General features: G+C 44.4%; 23 protein-coding genes. 18 read left to right on the top strand and 5 right to left on the bottom strand.

All coding sequences use genetic code 11. The features are described 5' to 3' along the window. The 6 genes from KHA99_RS28085 (at position 1) to KHA99_RS28060 (ending at position 6,473) form a co-directional block, all read left to right on the top strand. Positions 1–1,230, top strand: coding sequence for a Zn-dependent hydrolase (locus KHA99_RS28085; protein ID WP_213120815.1), 1,230 nt, complete (start codon positions 1–3; stop codon positions 1,228–1,230). 2 nt (positions 1,231–1,232) lie between these two features. Beyond that, on the top strand, positions 1,233–2,411 hold the full coding sequence (locus tag KHA99_RS28080; protein ID WP_213120814.1) for an amidohydrolase: 1,179 nt from the start codon (positions 1,233–1,235) through the stop codon (positions 2,409–2,411). Between the two features lie 302 nt (positions 2,412–2,713). Next, complete coding sequence (locus KHA99_RS28075) at positions 2,714–3,091, top strand: GntR family transcriptional regulator (RefSeq protein WP_213120813.1); 378 nt, start codon at positions 2,714–2,716, stop codon at positions 3,089–3,091. A gap of 5 nt (positions 3,092–3,096) precedes the next feature. Further along, the gene (locus tag KHA99_RS28070) at positions 3,097–3,996 is read left to right on the top strand and encodes an ABC transporter ATP-binding protein (protein WP_213120812.1); all 900 of its coding nucleotides are present in this window, start codon (positions 3,097–3,099) and stop codon (positions 3,994–3,996) included. Further along, positions 3,971–5,944: a DUF6449 domain-containing protein gene (locus KHA99_RS28065; protein WP_213120811.1), complete on the top strand. Its 1,974-nt coding sequence runs from the start codon at positions 3,971–3,973 to the stop codon at positions 5,942–5,944. The genes KHA99_RS28070 and KHA99_RS28065 overlap by 26 nt, the downstream gene beginning before the upstream one ends. Positions 5,945–5,957: 13 nt before the next feature. Further along, positions 5,958–6,473 carry an RNA polymerase sigma factor gene (locus KHA99_RS28060; protein WP_213120810.1) on the top strand — a complete coding sequence of 172 codons (516 nt, stop codon included), beginning with the start codon at positions 5,958–5,960 and terminating at the stop codon, positions 6,471–6,473. Between the two features lie 597 nt (positions 6,474–7,070). Here the strand turns inward: KHA99_RS28060 and KHA99_RS28055 are convergent. Further along, complete coding sequence (locus KHA99_RS28055; RefSeq protein ID WP_213120809.1) at positions 7,071–7,976, bottom strand: SDR family oxidoreductase; 906 nt, start codon at positions 7,974–7,976, stop codon at positions 7,071–7,073. Positions 7,977–8,153: 177 nt separating this feature from the next. Here KHA99_RS28055 and KHA99_RS28050 point away from each other — a divergent pair, with 177 nt between their 5' ends. From KHA99_RS28050 to KHA99_RS28040, 3 genes are all read left to right on the top strand, one after another. Continuing rightward, positions 8,154–8,888, top strand: coding sequence for a sulfite exporter TauE/SafE family protein (locus KHA99_RS28050; protein WP_213120808.1), 735 nt, complete (start codon positions 8,154–8,156; stop codon positions 8,886–8,888). Between the two features lie 89 nt (positions 8,889–8,977). After that, on the top strand, positions 8,978–9,487 hold the full coding sequence (locus tag KHA99_RS28045) for a hypothetical protein (RefSeq protein ID WP_307852206.1): 510 nt from the start codon (positions 8,978–8,980) through the stop codon (positions 9,485–9,487). A 27-nt stretch (positions 9,488–9,514) separates the two neighbouring features. After that, positions 9,515–9,970, top strand: coding sequence for a hypothetical protein (locus KHA99_RS28040; RefSeq protein ID WP_249366989.1), 456 nt, complete (start codon positions 9,515–9,517; stop codon positions 9,968–9,970). A 62-nt stretch (positions 9,971–10,032) separates the two neighbouring features. Here KHA99_RS28040 and KHA99_RS28035 read toward each other — a convergent pair whose 3' ends face one another. Both KHA99_RS28035 and KHA99_RS28030 read right to left on the bottom strand, forming a co-directional pair. Then, positions 10,033–11,004 (bottom strand): NAD(P)H-dependent flavin oxidoreductase, encoded by a 972-nt coding sequence (locus tag KHA99_RS28035; RefSeq protein ID WP_213120806.1) that lies wholly within the window; start codon positions 11,002–11,004, stop codon positions 10,033–10,035. A 417-nt stretch (positions 11,005–11,421) separates the two neighbouring features. After that, positions 11,422–12,600, bottom strand: a complete 1,179-nt coding sequence (locus KHA99_RS28030; RefSeq protein ID WP_213120805.1) for an SLC45 family MFS transporter — start codon at positions 12,598–12,600, stop codon at positions 11,422–11,424. Positions 12,601–12,848: 248 nt separating this feature from the next. Between KHA99_RS28030 and KHA99_RS28025 the strand changes: the two genes are divergently transcribed. From KHA99_RS28025 to KHA99_RS27985, 9 genes are all read left to right on the top strand, one after another. Next, a complete protein-coding gene (locus KHA99_RS28025) occupies positions 12,849–13,625 on the top strand; it encodes a YhfC family intramembrane metalloprotease (protein ID WP_213120804.1) in 777 nt (258 codons plus the stop codon). Positions 13,626–13,771: 146 nt separating this feature from the next. Then, positions 13,772–14,734 carry an efflux RND transporter periplasmic adaptor subunit gene (locus KHA99_RS28020; RefSeq protein ID WP_213120803.1) on the top strand — a complete coding sequence of 321 codons (963 nt, stop codon included), beginning with the start codon at positions 13,772–13,774 and terminating at the stop codon, positions 14,732–14,734. A 58-nt stretch (positions 14,735–14,792) separates the two neighbouring features. Then, a complete protein-coding gene (locus KHA99_RS28015) occupies positions 14,793–15,503 on the top strand; it encodes an ABC transporter ATP-binding protein (protein WP_249366988.1) in 711 nt (236 codons plus the stop codon). Continuing rightward, positions 15,481–16,647 (top strand): ABC transporter permease, encoded by a 1,167-nt coding sequence (locus KHA99_RS28010; RefSeq protein ID WP_213120802.1) that lies wholly within the window; start codon positions 15,481–15,483, stop codon positions 16,645–16,647. Before KHA99_RS28015 ends, KHA99_RS28010 begins: the two co-directional genes overlap by 23 nt. A gap of 85 nt (positions 16,648–16,732) precedes the next feature. Then, a complete protein-coding gene (locus tag KHA99_RS28005) occupies positions 16,733–17,404 on the top strand; it encodes a response regulator transcription factor (RefSeq protein ID WP_213120801.1) in 672 nt (223 codons plus the stop codon). Positions 17,405–17,413: 9 nt separating this feature from the next. Continuing rightward, entirely contained in the window at positions 17,414–18,664 is a 1,251-nt protein-coding gene (locus tag KHA99_RS28000; RefSeq protein WP_213120800.1) for a sensor histidine kinase, read from the top strand. Positions 18,665–18,761: 97 nt separating this feature from the next. Next, on the top strand, positions 18,762–19,349 hold the full coding sequence (locus tag KHA99_RS27995) for a PepSY-associated TM helix domain-containing protein (protein WP_213120799.1): 588 nt from the start codon (positions 18,762–18,764) through the stop codon (positions 19,347–19,349). 166 nt (positions 19,350–19,515) lie between these two features. Beyond that, positions 19,516–20,043, top strand: a complete 528-nt coding sequence (locus KHA99_RS27990) for a DinB family protein (protein WP_249366997.1) — start codon at positions 19,516–19,518, stop codon at positions 20,041–20,043. A 20-nt stretch (positions 20,044–20,063) separates the two neighbouring features. After that, positions 20,064–20,690 (top strand): histidine phosphatase family protein, encoded by a 627-nt coding sequence (locus KHA99_RS27985; protein WP_213120798.1) that lies wholly within the window; start codon positions 20,064–20,066, stop codon positions 20,688–20,690. A 52-nt stretch (positions 20,691–20,742) separates the two neighbouring features. Here the strand turns inward: KHA99_RS27985 and KHA99_RS27980 are convergent, their stop codons facing one another. Next, positions 20,743–22,689, bottom strand: coding sequence for an FtsX-like permease family protein (locus KHA99_RS27980; protein WP_213120797.1), 1,947 nt, complete (start codon positions 22,687–22,689; stop codon positions 20,743–20,745). Continuing rightward, positions 22,679–23,440: an ABC transporter ATP-binding protein gene (locus KHA99_RS27975; RefSeq protein ID WP_213120796.1), complete on the bottom strand. Its 762-nt coding sequence runs from the start codon at positions 23,438–23,440 to the stop codon at positions 22,679–22,681. Before KHA99_RS27975 ends, KHA99_RS27980 begins: the two co-directional genes overlap by 11 nt. Positions 23,441–23,535: the final 95 nt, after the last annotated feature.

Here is a 23,535-nt window from a genome sequence, read left to right as displayed (position 1 = left end):
TTGAGCGATTTACAGCAAAGAATCGAAAAACATATTGAGATCTTGAGTCAATTTACTGCCACACCGGGAAAAGGGACGACCCGGTTGACATATAGTGAAGAGGACTTGCAGGCTCGTAATTATATCAAAGAAATTATGAAGGAATACGGACTCTCGGTTCGTGAAGATGGTTTAGGCAATATTTTTGGTAAACTCGAAGGCACGTTAAAGGATGCACCTAGTGTCCTAGTCGGTTCCCACTTTGATTCCGTGCCGAACGGCGGGTCCTACGATGGTCCTGCCGGTGTGGTGGCAGGGCTTGAGGTAGCGGGTCTTTTTTCGAAAAATAACCTAAAACCTAAATACCCATTGGAAGTGATCGCCTTGATAGAAGAAGAGGGAGCAAGATTTGGCGGCGGTCTGATGGGTTCTAGGGGGATTGTCGGCTTATTGACAGAGGAAGAGTTTTTTAACATTACCGATAAAGATGGGAAGACGACTGTCGAGGCAATGACGGGAATTGGCCTCGACCCGTCTTTGCAGAAAAAAAGGGACCCAAAAACGCTGAAGGCCTTTTTGGAATTGCATATTGAACAGGGACCAATCCTGGAAGAAAAGGGCATTCCGATTGGCATGGTGGAAGCCATTGTCGGTCTAACCCAATTGGAAGTAACCGTTGAAGGACGGGCAGGGCATGCGGGCACTACTCCAATGGACCGCAGGGCGGATGCTTTAGTAGCGGCTGCACAAATGATTGCTAAATTCCCGGAATTCGCTTGCAAGGAAGGGGATGGAACAGTCATCACCACCGGCCGGCTCAATGTTTGGCCGAATGGTGCAAATGTGATTCCTGATAAAGTAGTTTTTACCGTCGATATCCGCTCCGGAAAAGAAGAACGCGTCCTTGAAGCGGTCGAGAAGGTAATGGAATGGGTAAAATCCTATAATGGCCATGGGATCAAGACCACAGTCCAGCAGCAATTGTACATGCCGCCAAAAGTGATGAATCAACAGATTGTTTCACTTTTAAAACAGAAATGCAGCGAACTGAATCTTTCCTATTGCTCCATCAACAGCGGTGCGGGCCATGATGCGATGGTCCTTTCGGATGTGACCGACGTGGCTATGTTATTTATTCCTAGTAAGGACGGGCTCAGCCATTGTCCGGAAGAGTGGTCCAGCAGTAAAGATATCGCCAATGCAGTCGAGATTCTATACGAAGCAGCAAAAACGTTAACGGAGGCAGAATAGCTATGATTCATGCAAAAATTAAAGAAGCGATTCAAAAATATAACGAAGAATTAGTAGAGTTGCGCAGAAAGTTTCACCGTGAACCGGAATTGTCCTGGGAGGAATTTAAGACAACCGCCTTTATTTGCGAGTACCTTGAGAACCTTGGGATCCCGTACCGGAAGACAGAACCAACGGGAGTCATTGCCACGATTGAAGGCGGGAAGCCTGGAAAAACCGTGGGGCTGCGGGGGGATATGGATGCCTTGACGGTGGAGGAATTAAATAAGGAACTTCCGTATGCGTCCCTAGAAGATGGCAAAATGCATGCTTGCGGCCATGATGCCCATACAGCGATGCTGTTGATTGCCGCTAAGGCTCTGAATGAGATTAAAGAAGAACTGCCTGGTAATGTCCGATTGATTTATCAGCCGGCCGAGGAAGTGGCGACAGGTGCGAAAGCAATGGTGAAACAAGGAGCGATGGAAGGGGTCGATAATGTTTTCGGCATCCATATCTGGTCACAGATGCCAACAGGAAAGGTTTCCTGCAATCCTGGTCCATCCTTTGCGTCCGCAGACCTATTTACCGTCACGTTCAAAGGCAGAGGCGGTCATGGGGCGATTCCACAAGCTTGTATTGATGCAGCGGTTGTGGCTTCCTCATTTGTGATGAATGTCCAATCAGTAGTCTCACGCACCGTCGATCCGCAGCAGCCGGCAGTTCTAACGGTTGGGAAAATGGTTGTCGGGACGCGGTTTAACGTGATTGCTGAAAATGCGTACATTGAAGGAACGGTCCGCTGTTTTGACCCGGCAGTAAGAGATCATATTGAAACCCAGCTGAAGCAGTATGCCAAGCAGGTCGCTGCTATTTACGGTGCGACGGCGCAGGTTGACTATGTTCACGGCACCCAGGCGGTCAACAACGACGAGTACAGTGCGAAGCTTGTTCAAAAAACCGCTTCTGAAGCATTTGGCGAGGAAGTCGTCTACTTCGAAAAGCCAACCATGGGCGGCGAAGATTTCAGCGAATACATGATGGAGGCCCCTGGCAGCTTTGCTCTTGTAGGCTGCGGCAACCCTGAAAAAGACACACAATGGGCCCACCACCATGGCAAATTCAACATCGACGAAGACGCCCTCGCAACCGGCGCCGAACTCTACGCACAATATGCATGGGCATACCTGAATGATAAATAGAATAGGCGAATAAGAAAACAAAGTGCCTGGCACCTTTAGTAATGGGTGCATGTATAGAAACAGTTCAAATACCAATAATCGAAAACCAACATAAAAAAGCTGGATAATCCAATAAGGGTTATCTAGCTTTTTTTCATTTTATCTACCTCAGGTGGATAATGTCCACGCGCGGTGTCTGACACCTTTTGTAATCTTTTACGTATATTTTCCAAATTAGTGCTTCCCTTTTGGAAACGGATGGAATATAATCATGGTGTACTATGTATGATAGTACAGTTAATACAGATTGGGGGCACCCAGTTATGTTTGAGCTGGATATGAGGAGCCGAAAGCCGATATACGAACAGCTGGTGGACAAAATGAAGGAACTGATTATGAATGAGCTGCTCAAGACTGATGAACAGCTTCCATCGGTCCGGCAGCTTGCAACTGAGCTTTCCATCAACCCAAATACGATTCAAAAGGCATATCGAGAGCTTGAAACGCAGGGGTTTATTTATTCTGTCAAAGGAAAGGGAAGCTTTGTCAATCCTAACCAAAAAGCTATTGACAAGGAGAAGATTGTGGAAATGAAGAAGGAACTGGAGAAATTAATCTTGGAGGCCTTATACCTCGGGATTCCTGCCCAAGAACTGATCAGTCTCATTCAAGACCTTGATGCTTCAAAGGGGGGAGCCTGACAGCCATGATTGAATTTAAAAACGTAACGAAAAAATTTGATCGATACACAGCCATTGAAAACGTCAACCTGACCATTCAAACGGGTTCAATATATGGATTAATCGGATCAAACGGAGCAGGAAAGACAACAATTATCAAGCTGCTCGCGAGTATTTACCGACAGGATCAAGGGGAAGTCACGATTGACGGGCAGCCCGTTTTTGAAAACGTTCACCTCAAAGAAAAACTTGTTTTTATACCAGATCATCCATACGTTTTCCCGCAATATACCACGAGGCAAATGGCCCGTTTTTACCGTAACTGCTATCCGAGTTGGGATGAGGAACGCTTTAAGAATTTGGCTCAGGCGTTTGAGGTGGATGTAAATAAGAAAATTCAATCCTTTTCCAAAGGCTGGCAGCGGCAGATTGCCTTTATCATGGCCCTGGCGGCAAAACCGGACATTCTCATCCTTGATGAACCAATGGATGGCCTTGACCCGGTTGTTCGAAAAAAGGTGAAAAATCTGCTGATTCAAGATGTTGCGGAGAGGGAAATGACGATTCTCGTTTCGTCCCACAACCTTCGGGAAATTGAGGACATTTGCGACCATATCGGTATCCTTCACAAAGGGACACTATTAATCGAGAAAGAGCTGGATGATCTAAAGTCCAATGTCCACAAAGTCCAAGTTGCATATAAGAATGGCTTGCCGGATAGACTGCTCGATAAACTAAAGCCGCTTCATGCGGAAAAACGTGGAAGTGTCCATTTGCTTATCGTCAGGGGTGAAGAGGCAGCAATAGCAAAGCAAATTATCGAGACTCATCCCGTCATTTTTGACCTGCTCCCACTAACACTTGAAGAAATCTTTATTTACGAAATGGGGGATATCGGCTATGCCATCAAAAATGTCGTTGTTTAATAAAGAACTAATGCTGCAAATGGGCCGGAGTACAGGATGGATTTCCGTTATTTATTTGCTAGGGTTGCTATTTGTCCTTCCGATTCGTATTCTATTAATTCTATATTCAGATTCTGATAATTTCTTATACTATCAGTCTCGTAACAACCTTTATCAATATGACTACGAGATTCAGGTTTTCCTGATTGCGATTGCCCCTGTCATTTTGGCTGTCTTTTTGTTTCGGTTCCTGCACGTCAAACAAGCAGCGGACCTCATGCACAGTCTTCCGTTAAAAAGGAGTCGAATTTTTCACCATTACGCCCTGACAGGAATGGTGCTGCTCATCCTGCCGGTTGCCATCGTAACAGGAATCGTCTACATCATGCATTTCACCTATGACCTCGGCAGCTTGTTCACTATACATGATTTACTCTACTGGTCAGGCACAATCATCGTTATTACGCTGCTCCTGTATATAGCAAGCGTATTTGTTGGAATTATGACGGGAATCTCGGTAGTTCAAGCCGTACTGGCGTATGTTTTTCTATTTTTCCCAATCGGGATTACCGTATTGCTGTCCTATAATTTGAAAATCTTGCTTTATGGATTTCCGAGTGACTTTTTCTTAAACCGCCAGTTGGAAAAATTATCACCGATCACCTTTGTCACCGTTCTTGAAAGCCGAGCTTTTCAATGGAAGGATGCTGTGCTGTATATCGTTATGACACTTGTCCTGTACGGGCTGTCCCTGTTTTTTTATAAAAAAAGAAACCTGGAGTCGGCCTCCGAAGCGATCGCCTTTCCGAAATTGCGTTCCGTCTTTAAATATGGGACTGCCTTTTGCTTCATGCTGCTGGGAGGGTCGTATTTTAACGATGTTTCCTTTAAAAACCTTGGCTGGACCCTGTTTGGCTATGGAATCGGGGCAGGCATTGGCTACTTTGCGGCTGAGATGGTGCTGCTTAAGACATGGCGGGTATTCACCCGGATTAAGGGCCTTTTTGTTTATTTAGCTGCTATGGCCCTGTTTGTGCTAGGGGTCCAGGCGCTTGGATTCTATGAAAATAGAGTTCCCGAACAAAGTGAAATTAAGAATGCCCTGCTGACGGACAACCCGAATTTTTATATGAGATATGATGGGTTTTACGGAGATGTTTTTGACCCAAAACCGATGAAGGAACCTGAAAACATAGATGCCGTCCTGAAATTGCATAAACAAATCTTAGCCAATAAAAAAGTTAATCAGCAGGAAAATAATAAAGCTGATCGAGACTTTTTTATCGTTTATGAATTGAAAAATGGCCAGAAGGTTGTCCGCCAATACCGTGTCATGACGCGCCTATATGAAGATTTCTATAAGCCTATTTACGAATCGAAGGAATTTAAAATGACTTCAAAAGAGATTTATATGATGTCTGAAAAGAAAGTAAAATATCTGCAAATCAGGGCAAATGGGCCTTTGAACAAAGTTGTCACTCTTTCCACGCCGGAGGACGTAAGGCAGGCGCTGTCTCTATTAAAAGAGGATGTTCTTGCGGAAACGTATGACGATCATATGTATTATACAAACGGGGGTGCCTTTATAGAATTTAACTTAGGAAAGGAGCAATCTGTTGTTTTAGATTATATGCCGACATATGTGAAATTTACAAACTGGCTGAAGGAAAGGGAAATGCTGGAGCAGGCGAGGCTAACCGCTGCTGATATTTCACATGTCGTGGTAGCAAAGGGTGATTTCTCCGAGATTAATGATTCTGATTTAGGCCTAGAATCGGCTATTGAAAAGAGCAAGAATGCATTAAAAATCACAGATAAAGGCCAAATTGAGCAAGTATTGGAAAAGGCCGGATCCAATCCTCGCCACGAATATGCGGCAGTTGTGTATTATAATGGCGGAAATTTCAAGGAAATTATGTTTTTTGATGAGGAGCATGTGCCAGAGTTTATTAAAAATCATTTTAGATAAGCGGGAGCGAGAAATGAACGCGGTAAATTTTAATGAGGTCTATTCCAAACACGCAAAACGGCTATATTATATTGCCTATCAGTATACTAGAGATGAGTTTTTGGCAGAGGATATTGTCCAAGAATCCTTTTTAAAGGCGTACCGGAAATTGGACACGGTCGAGGACAATGGCAAATTAGGAGCATGGCTCTCGGCCATTACCGCGAGAACCGCGATTGACTTTCTTAGGTCGGAGAAAAGACGCCATTGGACACCGATGGACTATGCCGAACTAGAACCGCTGCACTGTGTCGGATCGAGCAGCGGTTCTAGTACAGAGGAGGCAGCCGTCATCCGGCTTTTTCAGGAGGAGATCGGGGGCTCAATAGAGAACCTCTCCAAGGAATTCCGGGAAGTACTGATACTCAAAATGCAGTACGGACTAAAAGAAACTGAAATTGCCAGCAGACTCAACCTCAAATCCGCCACCGTCAAAACTCGGCTTTACCGGGCAAGGAAACAGCTGCGGCGGATTTTGGCGGCAGGATAGGGTGTTTTAGGGTGTCAGGCACCACGCGTGGACATTTGTCCACGTGAGGTGGACACTCTTTTTTTATTTCTACTAAACCGACTGAAAATAAGATGGTTTGGTAGTTATAAGAGCTTCATAACACCCGGGCGAGAAGGAAAAGGAGGCTTAGGTAGTTATGAGAGGGTTCATAACGCCCGAGCCAAAAGAAAAGGTGGAGTTCCGGTAGTTATGAGAGCTTCATAACACCCGGGCGAGAAGGAAAAGGAGGTATCGGTAGTTATGAGAGCTTCATAACGCTCGAGCGAAAAGAAAAGGTGGAGCTCCGGTAGTTATGAGAGCTTCATAACACCCGGGCGAGAAGGAAAAAGGAGGCTTAGGTAGTTATGAGAGGGTTCATAACGCCCGAGCCAAAAGAAAAGGTGGAGCTTCGGTAGTTATGAGAGCTTCATAACACCCGGGCAAGAAGAAAAAGGAGACTTCGGTAGTTATGAGAGGGTTCATAACGCCCGAGCAAGAAGAGAAGGTGAAGCATCGGTAGTTATGAGAGCTTCATAGAGTTCCGGCAAAGGTTCAAAGCGCAAAACTTCATACGTTGTTAATGACCTCGGCCATTTCTTATGAGGAAATGAAGTCCCCGCCATTAACATGTAAGGTTTGCCCAGTGACGTATCGCGAGTCATCGCTCGCAAGATAGACATAGGCAGGTGCGAGTTCGAAAGGCTGGCCGGCACGTTTCATTGGGGTGTCGGTTCCGAACGTCGAAACCCGTTCTGCCGAGAATGACGAAGGAATGAGCGGTGTCCAAATCGGACCCGGTGCCACGGCATTGACACGGATCCCCTGGTCAACGATAGATTGCGAGAATGGCCTCGTAAAGGACACGATGGCCCCTTTTGTGGCGGAATAATCAATCAGTGTTTTTTCGCCGCGATAAGCTGTGATAGAGGCGGTATTGATAACCGAGCTGCCATCTTTTAAATGTGGCAATGCTGCCTGGGTCATAAAAAAATACGAAAAGATATTCGTTGCAAAGGTATGAATCAGCTGCTGCTCAGAAATATCCGTCAACTGCTCTTGAGGATACTGTACCGCACAGTTGTTAACTAAAATATCCAGTTTTCCGAACGTCTTAATCGTTTTTTTCACAACCTCCAGACAATTTTCTTTATAACGGAGATCGGCCGGAATGGCCAAACAACGCTTTCCAATCTCTTCCACTCTGGCTTTCGTTTCCTCAGCATCCCGTTCTTCATAAAGATAAACGATGACAATATCTGCACCTTCCTTGGCAAAAGCATATGCGACTGCTCGGCCAATCCCGCTGTCCCCGCCAGTTATAATAGCCACTCTGCCCGCCAATTTACCGCTTCCATTGTAATCCCGATTTTCTGAAATCGGCCTCGGATTCATTAAGTATTCAAGTCCCGGCTGCTGGTCCTGGTGCTGCGGAGGAAAGGAAATCGGCTGCTCCTCGCATTTCGATTCCTTGCTGTAGTAAGGATATATCGGATAATTTCTCATGAAAGTACCTCCCTAACATGGGCATTAAACTAAGACACTATATGCGGTCGAGTCAAGCGGGGTTACCAGATAGCAAAATCCATAAGTAATTCTTATCCTTTTTCATAATAACTGCGAAATTTATTTATCGAGGGGATAGGAATATACTGGTAGTGAAGTAACAAGGGGGTGTAAAGGATGGAATATATCTTGCTTTACATGATTGGAATCTGTGCCACAACGCTTGGGACGCTTGCAGGCGGGGGCGGACTCATCAGCCTCCCCGCCATGCTGATATTAGGGCTGCCAATCCACTCGGCTATTGGTGCAAACAAAGTATCCAACACGGTCAGTTCTTTTTCGAGCTTTTACCATCTTTATAGAAAAAAGGAAATTTCCCTAAAGGAAGCCATCTGGATTATTCCTGTCAGCCTCGGTGGCGGGGTCACCGGCGGCTTCATCGCATCCCATATATCGGGGAAAAATATGTACATCATCGCCATTATTCTGCTTATTTTCGCTTTTATCGCTTCCTTTAAGGGAAAAGGAAATTTCGCCGGCACGGAACCGTTAAAGATGAACAAGGTCAGTGTGCCAGGCTTGTTCGGAATCGGATTGTATGACGGCCTGTTTGGCCCGGGACAAGGAACGTTGATGCTTTATTTGTTCGGTTATTTGAATATTGCCTACCTTCGGGCTGTGGCTTTGGTGCGGATCGCGACTTTTTCCAGCTGCTTTGGCGCCGCCATTTCCTATATCTCAACTGGAAAAGTCATTTGGCCGATGACGATTGCGTTGCTGCTTGGTTCCCTTTCCGGAGCGCAAATCGGCGTCCGCATTGCCGAAAAACTAAAACCAAAATATGTGAAACCCATCTTACGAGTAGTGACAATCGGACTGATTTTCCAAATATTCGTAGATAAAGTTATATGATACATGGGGACGGTTCTTTTGTTTCTTTCTTAAATGAAACAAAAGAACCGTCTTCGCGTTTTATGAATACTTTAAAGGAGCGGAATTTTGTGGTGAGGGGTGATATGGTGGTTGTTGGCAGTACTGAGTGGAGTGGTTATCTTGATGCGATTGATGCTGCCTTGGAACAGGGGATGGCGGCAAAAGAAGTGGTTTGCTCGATTACTACCGGGTTTCGAGTGCTTCCCTCGCTGCGGAATGCGCCGGGCCTGAACCCGTATCATGCGTCTGTAGCGGATGTCGGGTACGGCTTTGACGCGGTCAGGGGGACGATTGCCAGATTGAGGGGCGGCGAAGCGATTCCTCTAGTAAAAGAAATGCTGGTCCTCGACCTCGATACGCTTCGGATCAGCGAAAAACAATTGAGCCCCAATTTTGAGATGGTTGCCCAAGTGGCGGGACCGGATACTTATTATTTGATTGAACAAGGCCAGCATTTACACCGGCAGATTGCTAAAAAAATCAACGAGGCCATTGGGTACGGTAAGGCTCTTTTCGGTCCTGAATGGAATGTGATTTTGAAACGTGTGCAAAAAGTTCAGGCCATTCCACGTCTTTAATAGAACCAGTGATAGGGAGGGATGGGAATGCCAGGTGCTCAAATGAATGAAGAGGAACGACAGCGGCTGCTGGAATGGTGGGAAACAACCGAGCGGGGAACAGTTGTGGTAAAAAGACTAATGTCGTATGTGACAGAACTCCGGCTGCATCCGGAGTCAAGACGTGCCGATGGGATGATTTTGTTTTATCGGGCTGCATCAGAGGTTTCGTATGGGTACGCGGGGATGAGAGGCTGCATTCGCAGAGCGTTCACACCCGAATATTTCGAATTCCTCCGCCATAATATTGTCAAATGCCACAGCTTTGCAAGGAGATTTTCAGTCGACACAAAGGTCCTTCTCGAGCGGGTCGCCAAACAAATCAGCGGGCAGGAAGCTCTCGCAATAGTCCAACGCATTCGCGAAACCCTTCGTGAAAATGACACGGTTTTAGAGGAAATAGAAAATAAGAAGAATGCTTTTTTGGGTGTGATTCAGGTGTGACACATGGGGACGGTTCTCTTGCCTCATTTTTAAAATGAGGCAGAAGAACCGTCCCCATGCACTCAAACACAAGCTTCGTATTCTCTCATAATGTTACTAATAATGGTTTTGACCGGCAGGATTTCCTTGATTTCATGGACCCTTGCACCAGCAAAAACAAGGCCGTTCTCACAATCCCCATTCATGGATGTAATCAACGAATCCAGTGTGCAAAAACGATAAGAACAATTCTTCAGGCAATCAATGCACTGCTTTATTTTCACCTTTTTGTCATCTGAAATGAGTTCGGTAAAATGGTTTTTAATCATACGTCCCTGGAGGCCAACTGTGGTTTTGAGCAAAATCGTATCTTCCTGCCGAGCATGAACATATTTTTCTTTAAATGATGATGGTGCGTCACACTCTTCGCTGGCTACGAACCTAGTACCCATTTGGACTCCTGATGCCCCCATTTTTAAGGCGCGGGCGAGATCCTCTCCTGTCAAGATACCGCCAGCTGCAATGACGGGAATCTTCACTGCGTCTATTACTTCTGGCAGGATTTCGAATAAAGGCCTGTCGGTACCTAGGTGCCCGCCGGCTTCAAAGCCTTCAACCACAACAGCGGAGGCCCCAAGGCGTTCAGACATCTTCGCAAGCCTTGCTGAAGAAACAATCGAAATGACGGGAATACCTTCTTCTTTGCCCCAGGCATACATATCCCTTGAAATTCCGGCCCCTGATATGATGAAATCAACCTTTTCTTCAATGGCTGCTTTCATTTTTTCAGCAAAGTCATTCATGGCAAAAAGAACATTAACACCAATATAGCCAGTGCCCGTTATACTCTCCCTCGCCTTTCTTATATGCAATCTCATATCCTCGACCGTAATCCCTGTACCTGAGATGATTCCAATGCCTCCTGCGTTGGCAACTGCTGATGCCAGCTTACTTAAAGAAATTCCTACTCCCATACCGCCTTGCAAGATAGGAAATTTGGGCAACATATGACCTATTTTCAATTGTGGGAAATTCAAGAAAAAACCCCATTTCATTATTATTTGAAGGACCTTAACACCTTCTCATTGTAACAATAGGGTTTCCGTAGGGCAGTGAGATGTTTAACACCTGGTGTTAATAGTTGATAATATTTTGGCATTTGTCACAAAATGTTCAAGCTTTTCATAAAAATTGGATCTGTTAATATTCATTGTTGATTTTCGTATAGGTACGAGAATTCATAGGCGGAGAATTTCCGGCTAATGTATTAAGAGGAAGCTTAACAAGCAAATATAAGCGAAGAAATTCCGATTAACTGCTCTAAATAAGGCAAAATTCAAAGATTTGGATCAAATAAACGGAAAAACTTCCTTTATTTTTAAGGAAATAAGGGTATTTCTCAATTTAAACGGAATTTTTCCGTTTATTTTTCAAACACAGTAAAATCAACATTCAGTTATCAGAGCCAAACATTAATGAACCGAATCAGAAACAGCCTCATGATTTTTAACTTTAAGTATGCAGGCCAACGCAAACAGCATACTTACCGCAGCTGCAAAGAATAACATCCTAAAACCAAAGTGGTCAATCAGCAGACCTAAAACTGGCGGGGATACGATGGCAGAGAGGGAGGAAACCAAATAATATAAGCCGGTTCGGGTCCCGTTTCTGTGTTCACTACCTGTTGAAACCACATAAGGATAAGCATTGATATTGATGCAGGCCCAAAACATTCCCCCGGCGACGAGAAAGAACCTCAAGATAAACACGGAGTCCACCCAATTTAAGAAGAGAAAGACAAAGAATAACCCGATGACTCCAATTAAGATCACCTGTTTCTCCCCATATTTAGCGCCAAAAAACCCGCTTGGAATGGAGGACAGTACAAAGCTTAATGAAAAGAACGCTAACGAGAAGGCAGAATCACTTCTCGACAAGCCAAGCTCTTTCACCCCGTACAAGGTAAACAACGCTTCCATCCCCTGGATTGCCATAAACCAAAAGAAAATGGCCGCCAGTAAAAAAATCGTGGGTGCGTTCAGTTCACCTTTGTAATCTATCTTAGAAGCGATCGTCATGGTTACCGGTAGAGAATCGCGGTTTTCCTTTATATTTTTTAACAGAACCCATAACGTAACGATTAAAACCATCCCCACCAGCAGAAATGGCAAGGATTCATGAAGATTAAACAAAAATGCTCCCACACTGAAGGCTAAGATGGCCCCTAGGCCGCCCATGAAATTAATGATCCCGTTCGCCTTGGTGCGCTGATGTTCTGGTGTAATGTCGGGCATCAGGGCAATGGTGGGTGAGCGGAAAATAGCCATTGATAAGTTCATACCAACCATGAAAAGGATTAACGTGAAAAGGTTATGATGGAAAGGAATTAGCGCGATAAAGAGGGCTGCGAGTGGAATGCCGATAAGCAGGTAGGGCATGCGCCTTCCGAAGCGTGTCTGGGTCCGGTCACTGAGGCTGCCTACATAGGGCTGTATAAAAAGGGCGAAATAATTATCAATTGTCATGAGAAAGCCGATTAAAGCCGTGCTTTCCAGATAATCGTTCAGAAAGAACGGGACAAAGCCGTTATACAAAGACCAGCCGATACTAATGCTGAAAAATCCGAACCCTAACAGCCATGTTTTTCGCAAGAGAAAACCTCCCCTCGGCAGCTGAATCTTTTGTCCTATATCGAAAGCATGCCTCATAAACCATTAATAGGAATGTTATTATCATATGCCGCACCTTCATTCTTTTGCCTGATTTTTTCATAGCTTGATAGGGAAGAGCCCGATAAAAGAAATTTTTTAAAAAGCAATTGACAGATATTAGAAAAGATATTATTATCATTATCGAGAATGATAATAATAAAAACAGAGGGTTCAAAGGGGAGATTGAAATGGTAAGTACGGCAAAGATTATTGCGATGTTTGTTCCAATTATCTTTTCGTTTGTATTATTTATTGGATTGATTTTGTTTTATAGAAAGAGAACTGGGGTGTCTGCAAAGCCTGTAATTTTAGGGGCAGTTGGTTTTATTGTGTTCACCCAAGTGCTCGAGAAGATTTTGCATGTGGTCGTAATCACAAGCTTCCCAAATTACGCCGACCATCCTTTGGCATGGGGAACATACGGCGCCTTGGCGGCAGGGCTTTTTGAAGAATTAGGTAGATTCATATTATTTACATGGCTTTTGAAAAAATTCCATGACTATAAAGGCGGTATTTCGTTTGGAATTGGCTGGGGAGGCATTGAGGCAATTCTCCTTATGCTGGTGGTTTGCGGTCAGGCTTTGGTTTTTTCCTTTATGCTCAATGCCGGAACGTTTGAAAGCTCAATGGTTCAGCTGCCAAGCGACCAGGTGGCAGCCATTAAAGAGGGTATTCTAAGTCAAGGAATAGACTTTTATTACTTTGCCATCCTTGAACGTTTCTTAGCAGTCTTTATGCAAATGGCTTTTAGTTTATTAGTTTTATTGGGTGTTACAAAAAAGAAATTTTCATATGTAATTTTGGCAGTTCTCATCCATGCAGGAGTAGACTTTCCAATCATATTTGCTCAAGTCGGCAAGATTACTAATCTGTGGATCATTGAAGGATACTTGGCGGTTATCGCTGTATTCTCAATCATCTTTATCAAAAAATCCAAAACGATGTTTACAGACGACGCTAAATAGAATAATAGAAAATGAAAGACTTGTACCCAGCGCGGCTCAAGTCTTTTTTTATTTAAGGAAAAGTTAAGGAAGGGACCTGATAATAGGCTTATCCAAAAATATGTTTCCGGCTGGGCTCTACCGGATATGAAAAGGAGTAAGCAAAGATGAAAAAATGGATCCTTATTGCAGTTAGTGTGCTTATTGTGGGGTATGTCGGTTATCAGTGGTATAACTCCAAAAATGCCACGCAAACCGCATCGGCGCAAGTCCGGACTGCGACCGTACAAAAAGGTAAGCTAGAAGTGAAAATCAGCGGATCGGGTGCGGTCCAGCCGGTGACAAGTACTGACATTAAGTCAAACGAAAACAATAAAATAATCGATGAAGTATTGTGGTCTCCCGGTGAGGAAGTAAAAGCAGGTGAAGAATTAATCACCTATACGGATGGAAGCGACCCTGTCACGGCACCTGCAGATGGTATGATCACTTCTTTTTCTGTTGCTGCAGGTGATCGGGTTACACAAGGACAGGTTGTTGCCCACTTAACGAACTATAAAGACTTACAAACTGTCGTACAGGTCGATGAGCTGGATATAACCAAGATTCAAGTAGGACAAGCGGTAAACATAAAGGTAAATGCGTTGCCTGATCAAACTTTCACAGGAAAAGTATCGGCGGTGGCTAATGAAGGGACATCATCCAATGGTGTGTCCACATTCGATGTCACCATCCATTTTGATCAAATCGATAACCTGAAGGTTGGCATGAGCACAGAGGCAAGTATTCTGACTGCAAGTAAAGAGGATGCCCTCTATGTTCCACTTGATGCGGTCCATACAGCAAATGGTGAAAAATATGTCATCGTTGCTTCAAATAACTCTAACGGTCAATCAGAACAAAAAACGGTAAAAACAGGGTTAGCAAATGAAGATTACGTAGAAATCACAGAAGGTGTTTCAGAAGGTGATATCCTTCAGTTACCTCAATTAGCGACAGACAGCTCGTCTACCACGAATACCCGCGGAATGATGCAAGGCGGATTTGGAGCAGGCATGGGCGGCATGGGCGGATTTAATCGCAACGGAGGTGGACAATGGCGGTCCGGCGGAGAAAGGAGCGGGAACTAATGAGCAAGCAAATGGTTCCGTTCCGTAATTTTACGGCCTCAGAAGGGAGCAGTCAGTAATGGGTCAACCTATCATTCAAATCACCAACCTAATGAAAACCTATAAGCTTGGCGGCGAAACAGTTCACGCCTTAAATAATGTATCTATCAAAATTGAAAAAGGGGAATTTCTAGCGATCATTGGCCCGTCTGGTTCGGGAAAGTCAACCTTGATGAACATGGTCGGCTGTCTTGACCGTCCCCAGTCCGGAAAATACTTGTTGGACGGCAAGGATATTGGCAAGATGAATGATAATCAGTTGGCGGTAATCCGCAATCAAAAAATCGGCTTTATTTTTCAAAACTTTAACCTGTTGACCAAATTAACGGCGCTTGAAAATGTGGAACTGCCCTTGTTGTATGCAGGTGTTCCGGCAAAGGAACGGAAAGCAAGAGCAATGGAAAGCCTAAGCAAGGTTGGTTTGAAGGAACGGGCCGGGCACCTGCCTACCCAGCTATCCGGCGGTCAGCAGCAGCGGGTTGCAATTGCCAGAGCATTGGCCGGAAATCCTTCCATACTTCTTGCCGATGAGCCAACTGGTGCCCTTGACAGCAAGACAAGTAAGGAAATTCTTAGCTTAATGAAAGAACTTAACGAATTAGGCCATACCATAATTTTGATTACACACGATTTGGCGATCGCGAAGCAGGCAGGGCGAATGGTCAGCATCCAGGATGGACAGCTATTGGAAAATGGGGGTGAGCTGATTGGGAATATGGCAATCTATTAAAATGGCACTTCGCAGTATCCAAAGCAATAAGCTCAGATCGGCCCTCACCATGCTGGGGATGATTATCGGGGTATCCTCGGTGATTGTGCTTGTGTCGATTGCTCAAGGTTCGGCCCAGAATGTAACCAGCAGGATTAATCAGCTTGGTACAAACCTGTTAACCATCAATACGTTTGGAACGGATTTAGCTTTAACGGAAGATAAAATCAACGAACTTAGTAAATTGAATGGTGTCAAAGCCATTTCTCCTGTTGTTTCGGGCCGTGTCAATGTGAAAAAGGATAAAACCGCTTCGCAGGTATCCGTGACGGGGACTAATGCCGCTTATTCGGATGTGCGAGACACAAAGGTTAAGCAAGGACGTTTTATCACCGACCTTGATATTGAATATCGGCAAAAAATTGCTGTGATCGGCTCGGAAACAGCTTCCACCTTATTTGGAGCGGAAAACCCAGTCGGGCAATACATTCAGATAGAAGGAACTTCTTTTAAAGTTGTCGGGGTGCTCGCATCAAAAGGAAGTTCAATGGGACAGGGCGGCGACAACACCATTATCGTTCCGCTTAGCACTGGTCAGCGATTAGTGAAAAGCACAACCATTAACCAGGTCTACTTGCAAGGAAAAAGCGAGGACCAAATGGATGTGGTCATGAATGAAGTGAAACTGGCGCTTGCTGGCATGTATCCAAACAAAAGCGATTCGTACAGCGTCACTAACCAAAAGGATTTGATGGATACGATGAGCTCCGTAACGAATACGATGACGATGATGTTGGGCGGAATCGCCGGAATTTCTCTGCTTGTTGGCGGGATTGGAATCATGAATATCATGCTCGTCTCGGTTTCAGAACGGACGAAGGAAATCGGGATCCGCAAGGCGATTGGCGCCAAACGGCGTGATGTACTTTTGCAATTTCTGATTGAGGCGGTTGTGTTGAGCGGTGTCGGGGGATTGATTGGGATCCTTGCTGGAGTAGGATTAGGAAAAATGCTGTCATCACTGTTTAGTTTAACAGTGTCATTCACCTCTTCAGTGATGATTGGTTCGTTCCTTTTCTCGCTGGTGGTTGGTGTCATCTTCGGAGTGTTCCCGGCCAATAAAGCGTCAAAACTAAACCCTATTCAAGCCTTAAGGTACGAATAAAAGTATGGATTTAAGCGGCCTTTCTTTTGCGGCCGCTTTGTTTCCTATATAATAATTTTAATAAATATTTTGGGAGCGTTCATTTATGCGTTTATTAGTGGTAGAGGATAATCTCTCCTTGCTGGAATCCATTGTCCAGCTATTATCCGATGAATTTGAAGTGGATCAGGCATCAAACGGGGAAGATGCCTTGTTTTTGGCGATGCAAAATATACATGACGCGATTGTACTCGATGTGATGATTCCAGAAATCGATGGTTTTGAAGTGCTGCAAACCATTCGTAGGGAAGGCCTAAAAATCCCAGTTCTTTTTCTAACGGCACGGGACTCCTTGGAGGACCGCGTAAAAGGACTAGACAGCGGCGGGGACGATTACTTAGTGAAGCCGTTCCAAGCAGCGGAATTAAAGGCGCGGATCCGTGCCCTATTAAGACGAAGCGGGAGCTTAACGACCAACCAAACCATTCAATACCGGGGAATTGAATTACTGGGCCGGGAACGGGATATTGTGGTGGACGGCAAACCCATTAAGCTCACGGCCAAGCAATACGAGCTGCTTGAATTTCTCATCCAGAACAAGGGAGCGATTTTAACAAAAGAACAAATCTACGATCGAGTCTGGGGCTTCGATTCAGATACTACCATCGCCATTGTTGAGGTGTTTATGCATCATCTTCGGAAAAAATTAGAACCCCATGGCTATCATGCGGATATAAAAACCATTCGCGGTGTCGGCTATATGCTGAACGAAGAATAAGGGCAGCATATGTTTCGACGTACACATATTAGGCTCACTTTGTTAAATTCGCTGGTTTTCATCGTCTTAATCAGCATTCTTGGAAGCATTATTTATTTTTACATGGACCATCGATTATATCAGGACGTAAACCGGTCGTTACTGGAATCTGCAGCCCATTTTCAACAGCAGCCGGACGACGATGATGATCATGGCGCTCCCGGTCCTAGGTTCATGAGGCGAGATCCAAGGATTATGACCTTGTTATGGCAAGGGGAAGATAAACAGCTGCTCGGGGAACAAGGCCGTGAAACCGAGTTATTTACAGGTAAAGAGGAGCAGATCCGCCCGAAAAAATTAAATTCCTTGCAGGATGTGGAGGCAGGAGGATTTTCTTACCGATATATCGCTTTTGAAGTGAATACGACTGCCGGAAAAATCACCGTGCAATTCATTCGCAACGTCAATTCGGAAAAAGAATTATTAAATAGGCTGTTATTAATTATCTTAATCGGCTGTGGTATTGGTGTCGTTTGCGCGCTGGCTTCCGGGTATTTCCTGGCTGGCAGGGCTCTTGTCCCGATTAAGAAGGCTTGGGATAAACAGCAGGAATTTGTCTCGGATGCCTCTCATGAGCTGCGGACGCCGTTGGCAGTCATCCAGGCTAAAACCGATGTGCTGTTCCGGAATCCAAAGGCTACCATCCAGGATAAAATTCACGATATCTCCACTATTTCGAAGGAATCACGCAGGCTTTCCAAGCTGGTGACCAATTTATTGACGCTGGCGAGATCGGACTCCAATCAACTGGAAATGAAGAAGCAAGAGTTCCAAATCGATGAGCTTTTAAAAGAAATCCATTTGCAATTTGAAGACATTGCTTTATATCAAGAAAAATCAATCCATTTAGACGCCCCTGAGCCTGTTGCTTTTTGCGGGGATAAGGAAAGGATCCATCAGCTCATTGTTATATTACTGGACAACGCGATGAAGTATACAAATGAAGGCGGAGAAATCCAGCTTTCTTGCCTGCAAAGCCACTCTTCCGTTATCCTTTCCGTAAATGATAACGGGATTGGCATTCCCGAGCAAGACATCCCGCGAATATTCGACCGCTTTTTCCAAAGCGATAAAGCTCGGACATCTGCTGAGGGAACAGGGCTTGGCTTATCCATCGCTAAATGGATTATCGACAAGCACCATGGCAAAGTAAAAGTAAACAGCTCGCTTGGTAAAGGAACATTGATTGAAATTGTCTTTCCAAGAACCCAAAAAAATTAATTTGGGTTCTTTAATTTTTTTAAGAATATCTTAAGGAAAGCTCTTCATAATGAGGGTATCTAATGGGTACAAGCATATTGAAGGGAGAAAACTATAAATGAAAAAAGTGAGAAAAACGCATTTATGGATTGGTTTGATAGCTTCTGTGTTAATCTTTATGGAGTCGCTCACAGGGTTGCTTATGAATGAACCATGGCTGATCGGACAGACCCAGATGGGGGAGCGCGGCAATTTCCAGCCTGGTCAATTTAGACAAGGTTTTACAAACGGCGCTGGACAGACTCAAGGAGGGTTTAATCGCCAAATGGATGGCCAAGCAGGCGATAACAACCAAGGACAAACAAATGGGCAATTCGGAAATCAAATGCAAGGGCAAGATGGTAATCAAATGCAGGGGCAGAACAGAAACGGCCAATTCCAAGGAGGAGCTGGCAGGTTTAACGGAAACGGAAACTTCACGAGAGGGTTCCGCGGTGAAGGCATAGGCCAAACATCCGCTATGGGCATCATCAGGGGACTTCATGAAGGCCGAATCGGAAATACCGATGTCAAGTGGCTGATCGACCTGACTGCCATTGCGATGATGTTCCTAACAGGTTCAGGCATCTATCTTTCTCTTAAAGTCCTTGGCGCGGAGAGAAAAAGGAAAAGACGTGAGGAAGATCCTTATAATGCGGTGCTCTAATTAGGAAAAGCTAACATGATAGATTTTTAAGATGGAAGAGGCACACCCGATGCGGGGAGTGTCTCTTTATTTTTCAGAAAATTAAACAGGACTTCGAATGGTGAACGCCGAATAGTAGGGAGTAGAATTTTTCGGACAGCGGAGGAATGCGAATTTGATAAAAGACATGGATTCAATATTAATCATTGATCAAAAGGATGGGCTGGGGCCAGAATTCAGCAAACTAGTTTCAATGATGGACTACGCAAGGGCCACAACGATTGAAGAAGTAAAGGATCTTACCGTCGAGGAGCTGGATTTTCTTTATGACGAGGATGCCAATTCCATCGGTATGCTGCTCGCGCATTTTGCAGCAGTTGAAAAAGTGTACCAAATCGTTACCTTTGAAAATCGGGACGATTTAACCGATGAAGAAGTTGCCCGTTTAAATCCAGCACTAGATCTGGGAAGACCCGCACAAGAAATCAAAGGTTATCCCATTGATTATTACTTAACGGAATTAGCAGAAGTCCGGGCTGCCACCGTTGAAAAATTTAAAACCCTGCCGGACGAATGGTTATTTGAGCAGACTCCATTTTGGTGGGACCTTCCGGCCAATAACTATTTTAAATGGTTTCATGTTTTTGAAGATGAATTGAATCATAGGGGCCAGATTCGGCTCATAAAAAAGATGACCAAAAAAGAAAAAAACTAAGAAATTAGAGGTGGAGATAGTTGAATATTTATGTTATCCGTCACGGCGAATCAGAGCATAATGTCGACAGGAATGTGATGGCGCACACGCACGATTCCCAGCATAGTTTGACAGAGCTTGGCCACAAGCAGGCCGACGTAACGGCCGATTTTATGAAGACAATTGTGAATGGAAAGACCGTACTATACAGTTCCCCTTATTTACGGACGAAACAAACTGCCCAGGCGATTCATTCCTTGCTGCCGGGGGAGGTTCCATTTTTCGAAAATCCTCTTTTGAGAGAATGGGAGCTTGGCAATCTTTATGATTTCAACAACCGAACTCCGGAGGCTAAAAAGGAATATAAAGCGGCGGGCCAATTTTATTTCCGTTTTCAAAATGGGGAGTCCCTTGCTGATGTATACCTGCGTGCGACCATGTTTATGAATACGGTGGTTGACCGCCTCAAGCGGCAGCAGCGCTATGATAATCTTGTGATTGTCACGCACGCCGCCTTTATCCATATGTTGCTGGCATTCCTAACGGAGACGCCGGTTGAGGATTTATTGAATTTCAAGCCGATTGAAAATGCCTCCGTCATCAAGATTGATGAAGCGGATGGGGACTATCAATACGAAAAAATATTTGTACCAAAAGTTCAAATCTAAGCAATCAAATGACAAATGGCCCCGCCAAAAAAGGATGAGGGCCATTTCCTAATTAAAGTGCTTCATTGATAACTTTTTTGTAATAAGAAACCGAAAGGACACCAAAAATGGAGTAGAGTGCCGCATACAACAGCATCACAACAAGCATCGGTGTCCAAACCTCTGCACCAAACAAAAACCAACCGGATTGAACCGCAAAATAACCGTGTGCCAGGCCAACCGCTAACGGAATGCCAAAGCTAAAGAGCTGCTTTCCTTGAATTCCTCTTAACAAATTCCCTTGTGTAAAACCAAGTTTTCGTAAAATCGTATAATTTGGCTTTTCCTCTTCACTTTCTCCCATCTGCTTAAAATAAAGAATACAGCCGGAAGTAATCAAAAAGGTTAACCCAAGGAAGCCAACAATAAACATGGCCAGCCCCATATTCTTTTTCTGCTCTTTGATCAGGTCGAGACGGGAATCATTTCCATGCTCACTGCTAAAATGCAGACTAGAGAAGATCTTATTGGCTTTTTCAAGCTGCTGCTCATTTTTTAAATTAATACCTATGAAAAGGGATGATTTTTGTTGAACTTTTGGATCCAAATCCTGTTTCAATCGCTGAAAAACAGGATCATCAACAATGGCAGTCGGTGAACCTCCAGCTGTGTAGTACCAGGAAATGACGAACTCTTTTTCCAGTCCCGAGTATTTTAACGGAATCACTTGATGAAGCCCCTTAAATTCAATCGTTCCTGAATCCTTTAAGGTCATAAACTTCTGCAGCAAATCACTATAGCCGGTAAAAATAGTTTCACCCGGTGCTGCATCAACATTTTTTACAGATCTGTCGCTGATGACTGACATAGGCATGTTGGCAGGGTCAACCATCATTCCTTCCAAATTCCGTTCTAGGATTGGCTTCAAGTTTGCGCTGACCTGAATAACCTCAATACGTTTTTCATGAAAATCGATTCCTGCATTGTCCAGGGCGGTCTCAAATGTCGTTGCATCCCCTTCGGTAATAAAAGCAAAATCAGCGGCCACATTATTTTGGGCTGTTTTGTCAACAGAATAATAGGAGATATAGCATAACGATAATAGACCGATTGCCAGCGCCGATACAGTCGTGATAATCGTTAATAACATGGCATTCGATTTCATTCGGAACATGATGGAGGACAGCGACATCACTTCATTAATTGATAAGTAGCCGTCTTTCCGTTTGCGGATGAGTTGGAAAATGAAACTGACCGAACCCTTATAAAACAAATACGTTCCGATAATGACTGATCCCAGAATTCCCGTCATCGCCGCAAATAATGCCGGCATGGTGGTAAAATCTCCGCCGAACAGCTTGGAAGAAACATAATAGCCGGTGGCAATCAGCACCAATCCAAGAATCCCAATAAAGTTTTGAAACATGGATAATTTTTTCACTTTGCCCTCTGTCGATGAAATGACCCTAAACAAAGCTAAAATGCTTTGGCGTTTGATAAATAGATAGTTCATCAATATGATAAACAGGTAAATCACGATAAACACGATCATTGTTTGCACGAGTGCCTCTGATGAGAAATGAAGACTGGCTACTGCATCAACGCCGGTAATTTTAAATAAAATCATCAAAATTAGCCGTGACACCGAAAACCCGAGAAAGATGCCAATCACCAGGGAGCCGAAGTAAAGGATAAAGTTCTCGGCACTGAGAATCCGGAAAATCCGGCCTTTGGTCATTCCGATTAACTGGAATAATCCGATTTCTTTGCTCCGCCGCTTGATGAAAATGTTATTGGCATACAGCAAAAAGATGGAGACAATTGCGACAAGCAAAATCGAAGCGGTCCGAACGGCGGCGGCCCCTTTGATGGTCCCTTTCGCCTCCGTCATCGCCGGGTCATACTGCAGCGTAACAAACGCGAAATATAAAGCTACACTAAAGACCAATGCAAACACATACAAAAAATAATTTTTCAAGTTCTTTTTCAGGTTGCGAATGATCAGTTGATTAATGTTCATATTGAACACCGCCCAACACCGCTTGTGTTTTCATAATGTCTTGAAAGAAGGCCTGCCGGGGCTGTTCGCCCTTATTTAACTGGGTGTAAATCTGCCCGTCCTTGATGAAAATGACCCGGCTGCTGAAGCTGGCCGCAACAGGATCATGGGTGACCATCACAATCGTAGCGTTACGCCGTTGATTTAATCCGCTAAGCTTATTCAATAGGTCTGATGCCGACTTGGAATCGAGCGCACCCGTCGGTTCGTCCGCAAAAATAATACTTGGTTCATGGATAAACGCCCTTGCAGCAGAAGTCCGCTGTTTTTGACCGCCGGAAATCTCGTTTGGATATTTGTCCTTGAGCTCGTAAATACCGAGTTCTTCAGCAACTTCGGCAAACTTTTGATCCGCTTCTTTTTTCGGCATTTTCGTGATGGACAGGGGCAGGAGAATGTTTTCCTTTACAGTCAATGTATCTAAAAGGTTATATTCTTGAAAAATAAACCCTAAATGATGTTTCCGAAACTCAGCTAGCTGTTTCTCTTTCATCTGGGTGATTTCGTTTCCTTCAATTTTGATAGACCCGTTGCTTGCTTTGTCAATCGAGGAGAGGACATTCAAAAGCGTTGTTTTTCCGGATCCAGAGGCACCCATGATGCTGACGAATTCTCCTTTTTCAATACTTAAATCAAGTCCCTTTAAAACGTCCTGCTTATTCCACTTATTGCCGTAGCTTTTATAAATTTTACTAGCTTCTAAAATTGTCATTTCGACACACTCCTTATTTGGATAGCTTTAGTATAAAGGTGCGTGTAGATCACTTCCTTCGTTTCGCCGAACAAATGCGGCAAAGCATGTGACAA

This window comes from Neobacillus rhizophilus, from assembly GCF_018343535.1.
Lineage (GTDB): Bacteria > Bacillota > Bacilli > Bacillales > Cytobacillaceae > Neobacillus > Neobacillus rhizophilus.
Note: the sequence above shows the minus strand (reverse complement) of the source record. Positions and strands in the feature narration are given on the sequence as shown.

Bases quoted from the DNA above. Each gene is read 5' to 3' on its own strand.
- KHA99_RS28080 (WP_213120814.1), top strand. From the start codon at position 1,233: ATGATTCATGCAAAAATTAAAGAAGCGATTCAAAAATATAACGAAGAA.
- KHA99_RS28075 (WP_213120813.1), top strand. From the start codon at position 2,714: ATGTTTGAGCTGGATATGAGGAGCCGAAAGCCGATATACGAACAGCTG.
- KHA99_RS28070 (WP_213120812.1), top strand. From the start codon at position 3,097: ATGATTGAATTTAAAAACGTAACGAAAAAATTTGATCGATACACAGCC.
- KHA99_RS28065 (WP_213120811.1), top strand. From the start codon at position 3,971: ATGCCATCAAAAATGTCGTTGTTTAATAAAGAACTAATGCTGCAAATG.
- KHA99_RS28060 (WP_213120810.1), top strand. From the start codon at position 5,958: ATGAACGCGGTAAATTTTAATGAGGTCTATTCCAAACACGCAAAACGG.
- KHA99_RS28055 (WP_213120809.1), bottom strand. From the start codon at position 7,976: ATGAGAAATTATCCGATATATCCTTACTACAGCAAGGAATCGAAATGC.
- KHA99_RS28050 (WP_213120808.1), top strand. From the start codon at position 8,154: ATGGAATATATCTTGCTTTACATGATTGGAATCTGTGCCACAACGCTT.
- KHA99_RS28040 (WP_249366989.1), top strand. From the start codon at position 9,515: ATGCCAGGTGCTCAAATGAATGAAGAGGAACGACAGCGGCTGCTGGAA.
- KHA99_RS28035 (WP_213120806.1), bottom strand. From the start codon at position 11,004: ATGAAATGGGGTTTTTTCTTGAATTTCCCACAATTGAAAATAGGTCAT.
- KHA99_RS28025 (WP_213120804.1), top strand. From the start codon at position 12,849: ATGGTAAGTACGGCAAAGATTATTGCGATGTTTGTTCCAATTATCTTT.
- KHA99_RS28020 (WP_213120803.1), top strand. From the start codon at position 13,772: ATGAAAAAATGGATCCTTATTGCAGTTAGTGTGCTTATTGTGGGGTAT.
- KHA99_RS28015 (WP_249366988.1), top strand. From the start codon at position 14,793: ATGGGTCAACCTATCATTCAAATCACCAACCTAATGAAAACCTATAAG.
- KHA99_RS28005 (WP_213120801.1), top strand. From the start codon at position 16,733: ATGCGTTTATTAGTGGTAGAGGATAATCTCTCCTTGCTGGAATCCATT.
- KHA99_RS28000 (WP_213120800.1), top strand. From the start codon at position 17,414: ATGTTTCGACGTACACATATTAGGCTCACTTTGTTAAATTCGCTGGTT.
- KHA99_RS27995 (WP_213120799.1), top strand. From the start codon at position 18,762: ATGAAAAAAGTGAGAAAAACGCATTTATGGATTGGTTTGATAGCTTCT.
- KHA99_RS27990 (WP_249366997.1), top strand. From the start codon at position 19,516: ATGGATTCAATATTAATCATTGATCAAAAGGATGGGCTGGGGCCAGAA.
- KHA99_RS27980 (WP_213120797.1), bottom strand. From the start codon at position 22,689: ATGAACATTAATCAACTGATCATTCGCAACCTGAAAAAGAACTTGAAA.
- KHA99_RS27975 (WP_213120796.1), bottom strand. From the start codon at position 23,440: ATGACAATTTTAGAAGCTAGTAAAATTTATAAAAGCTACGGCAATAAG.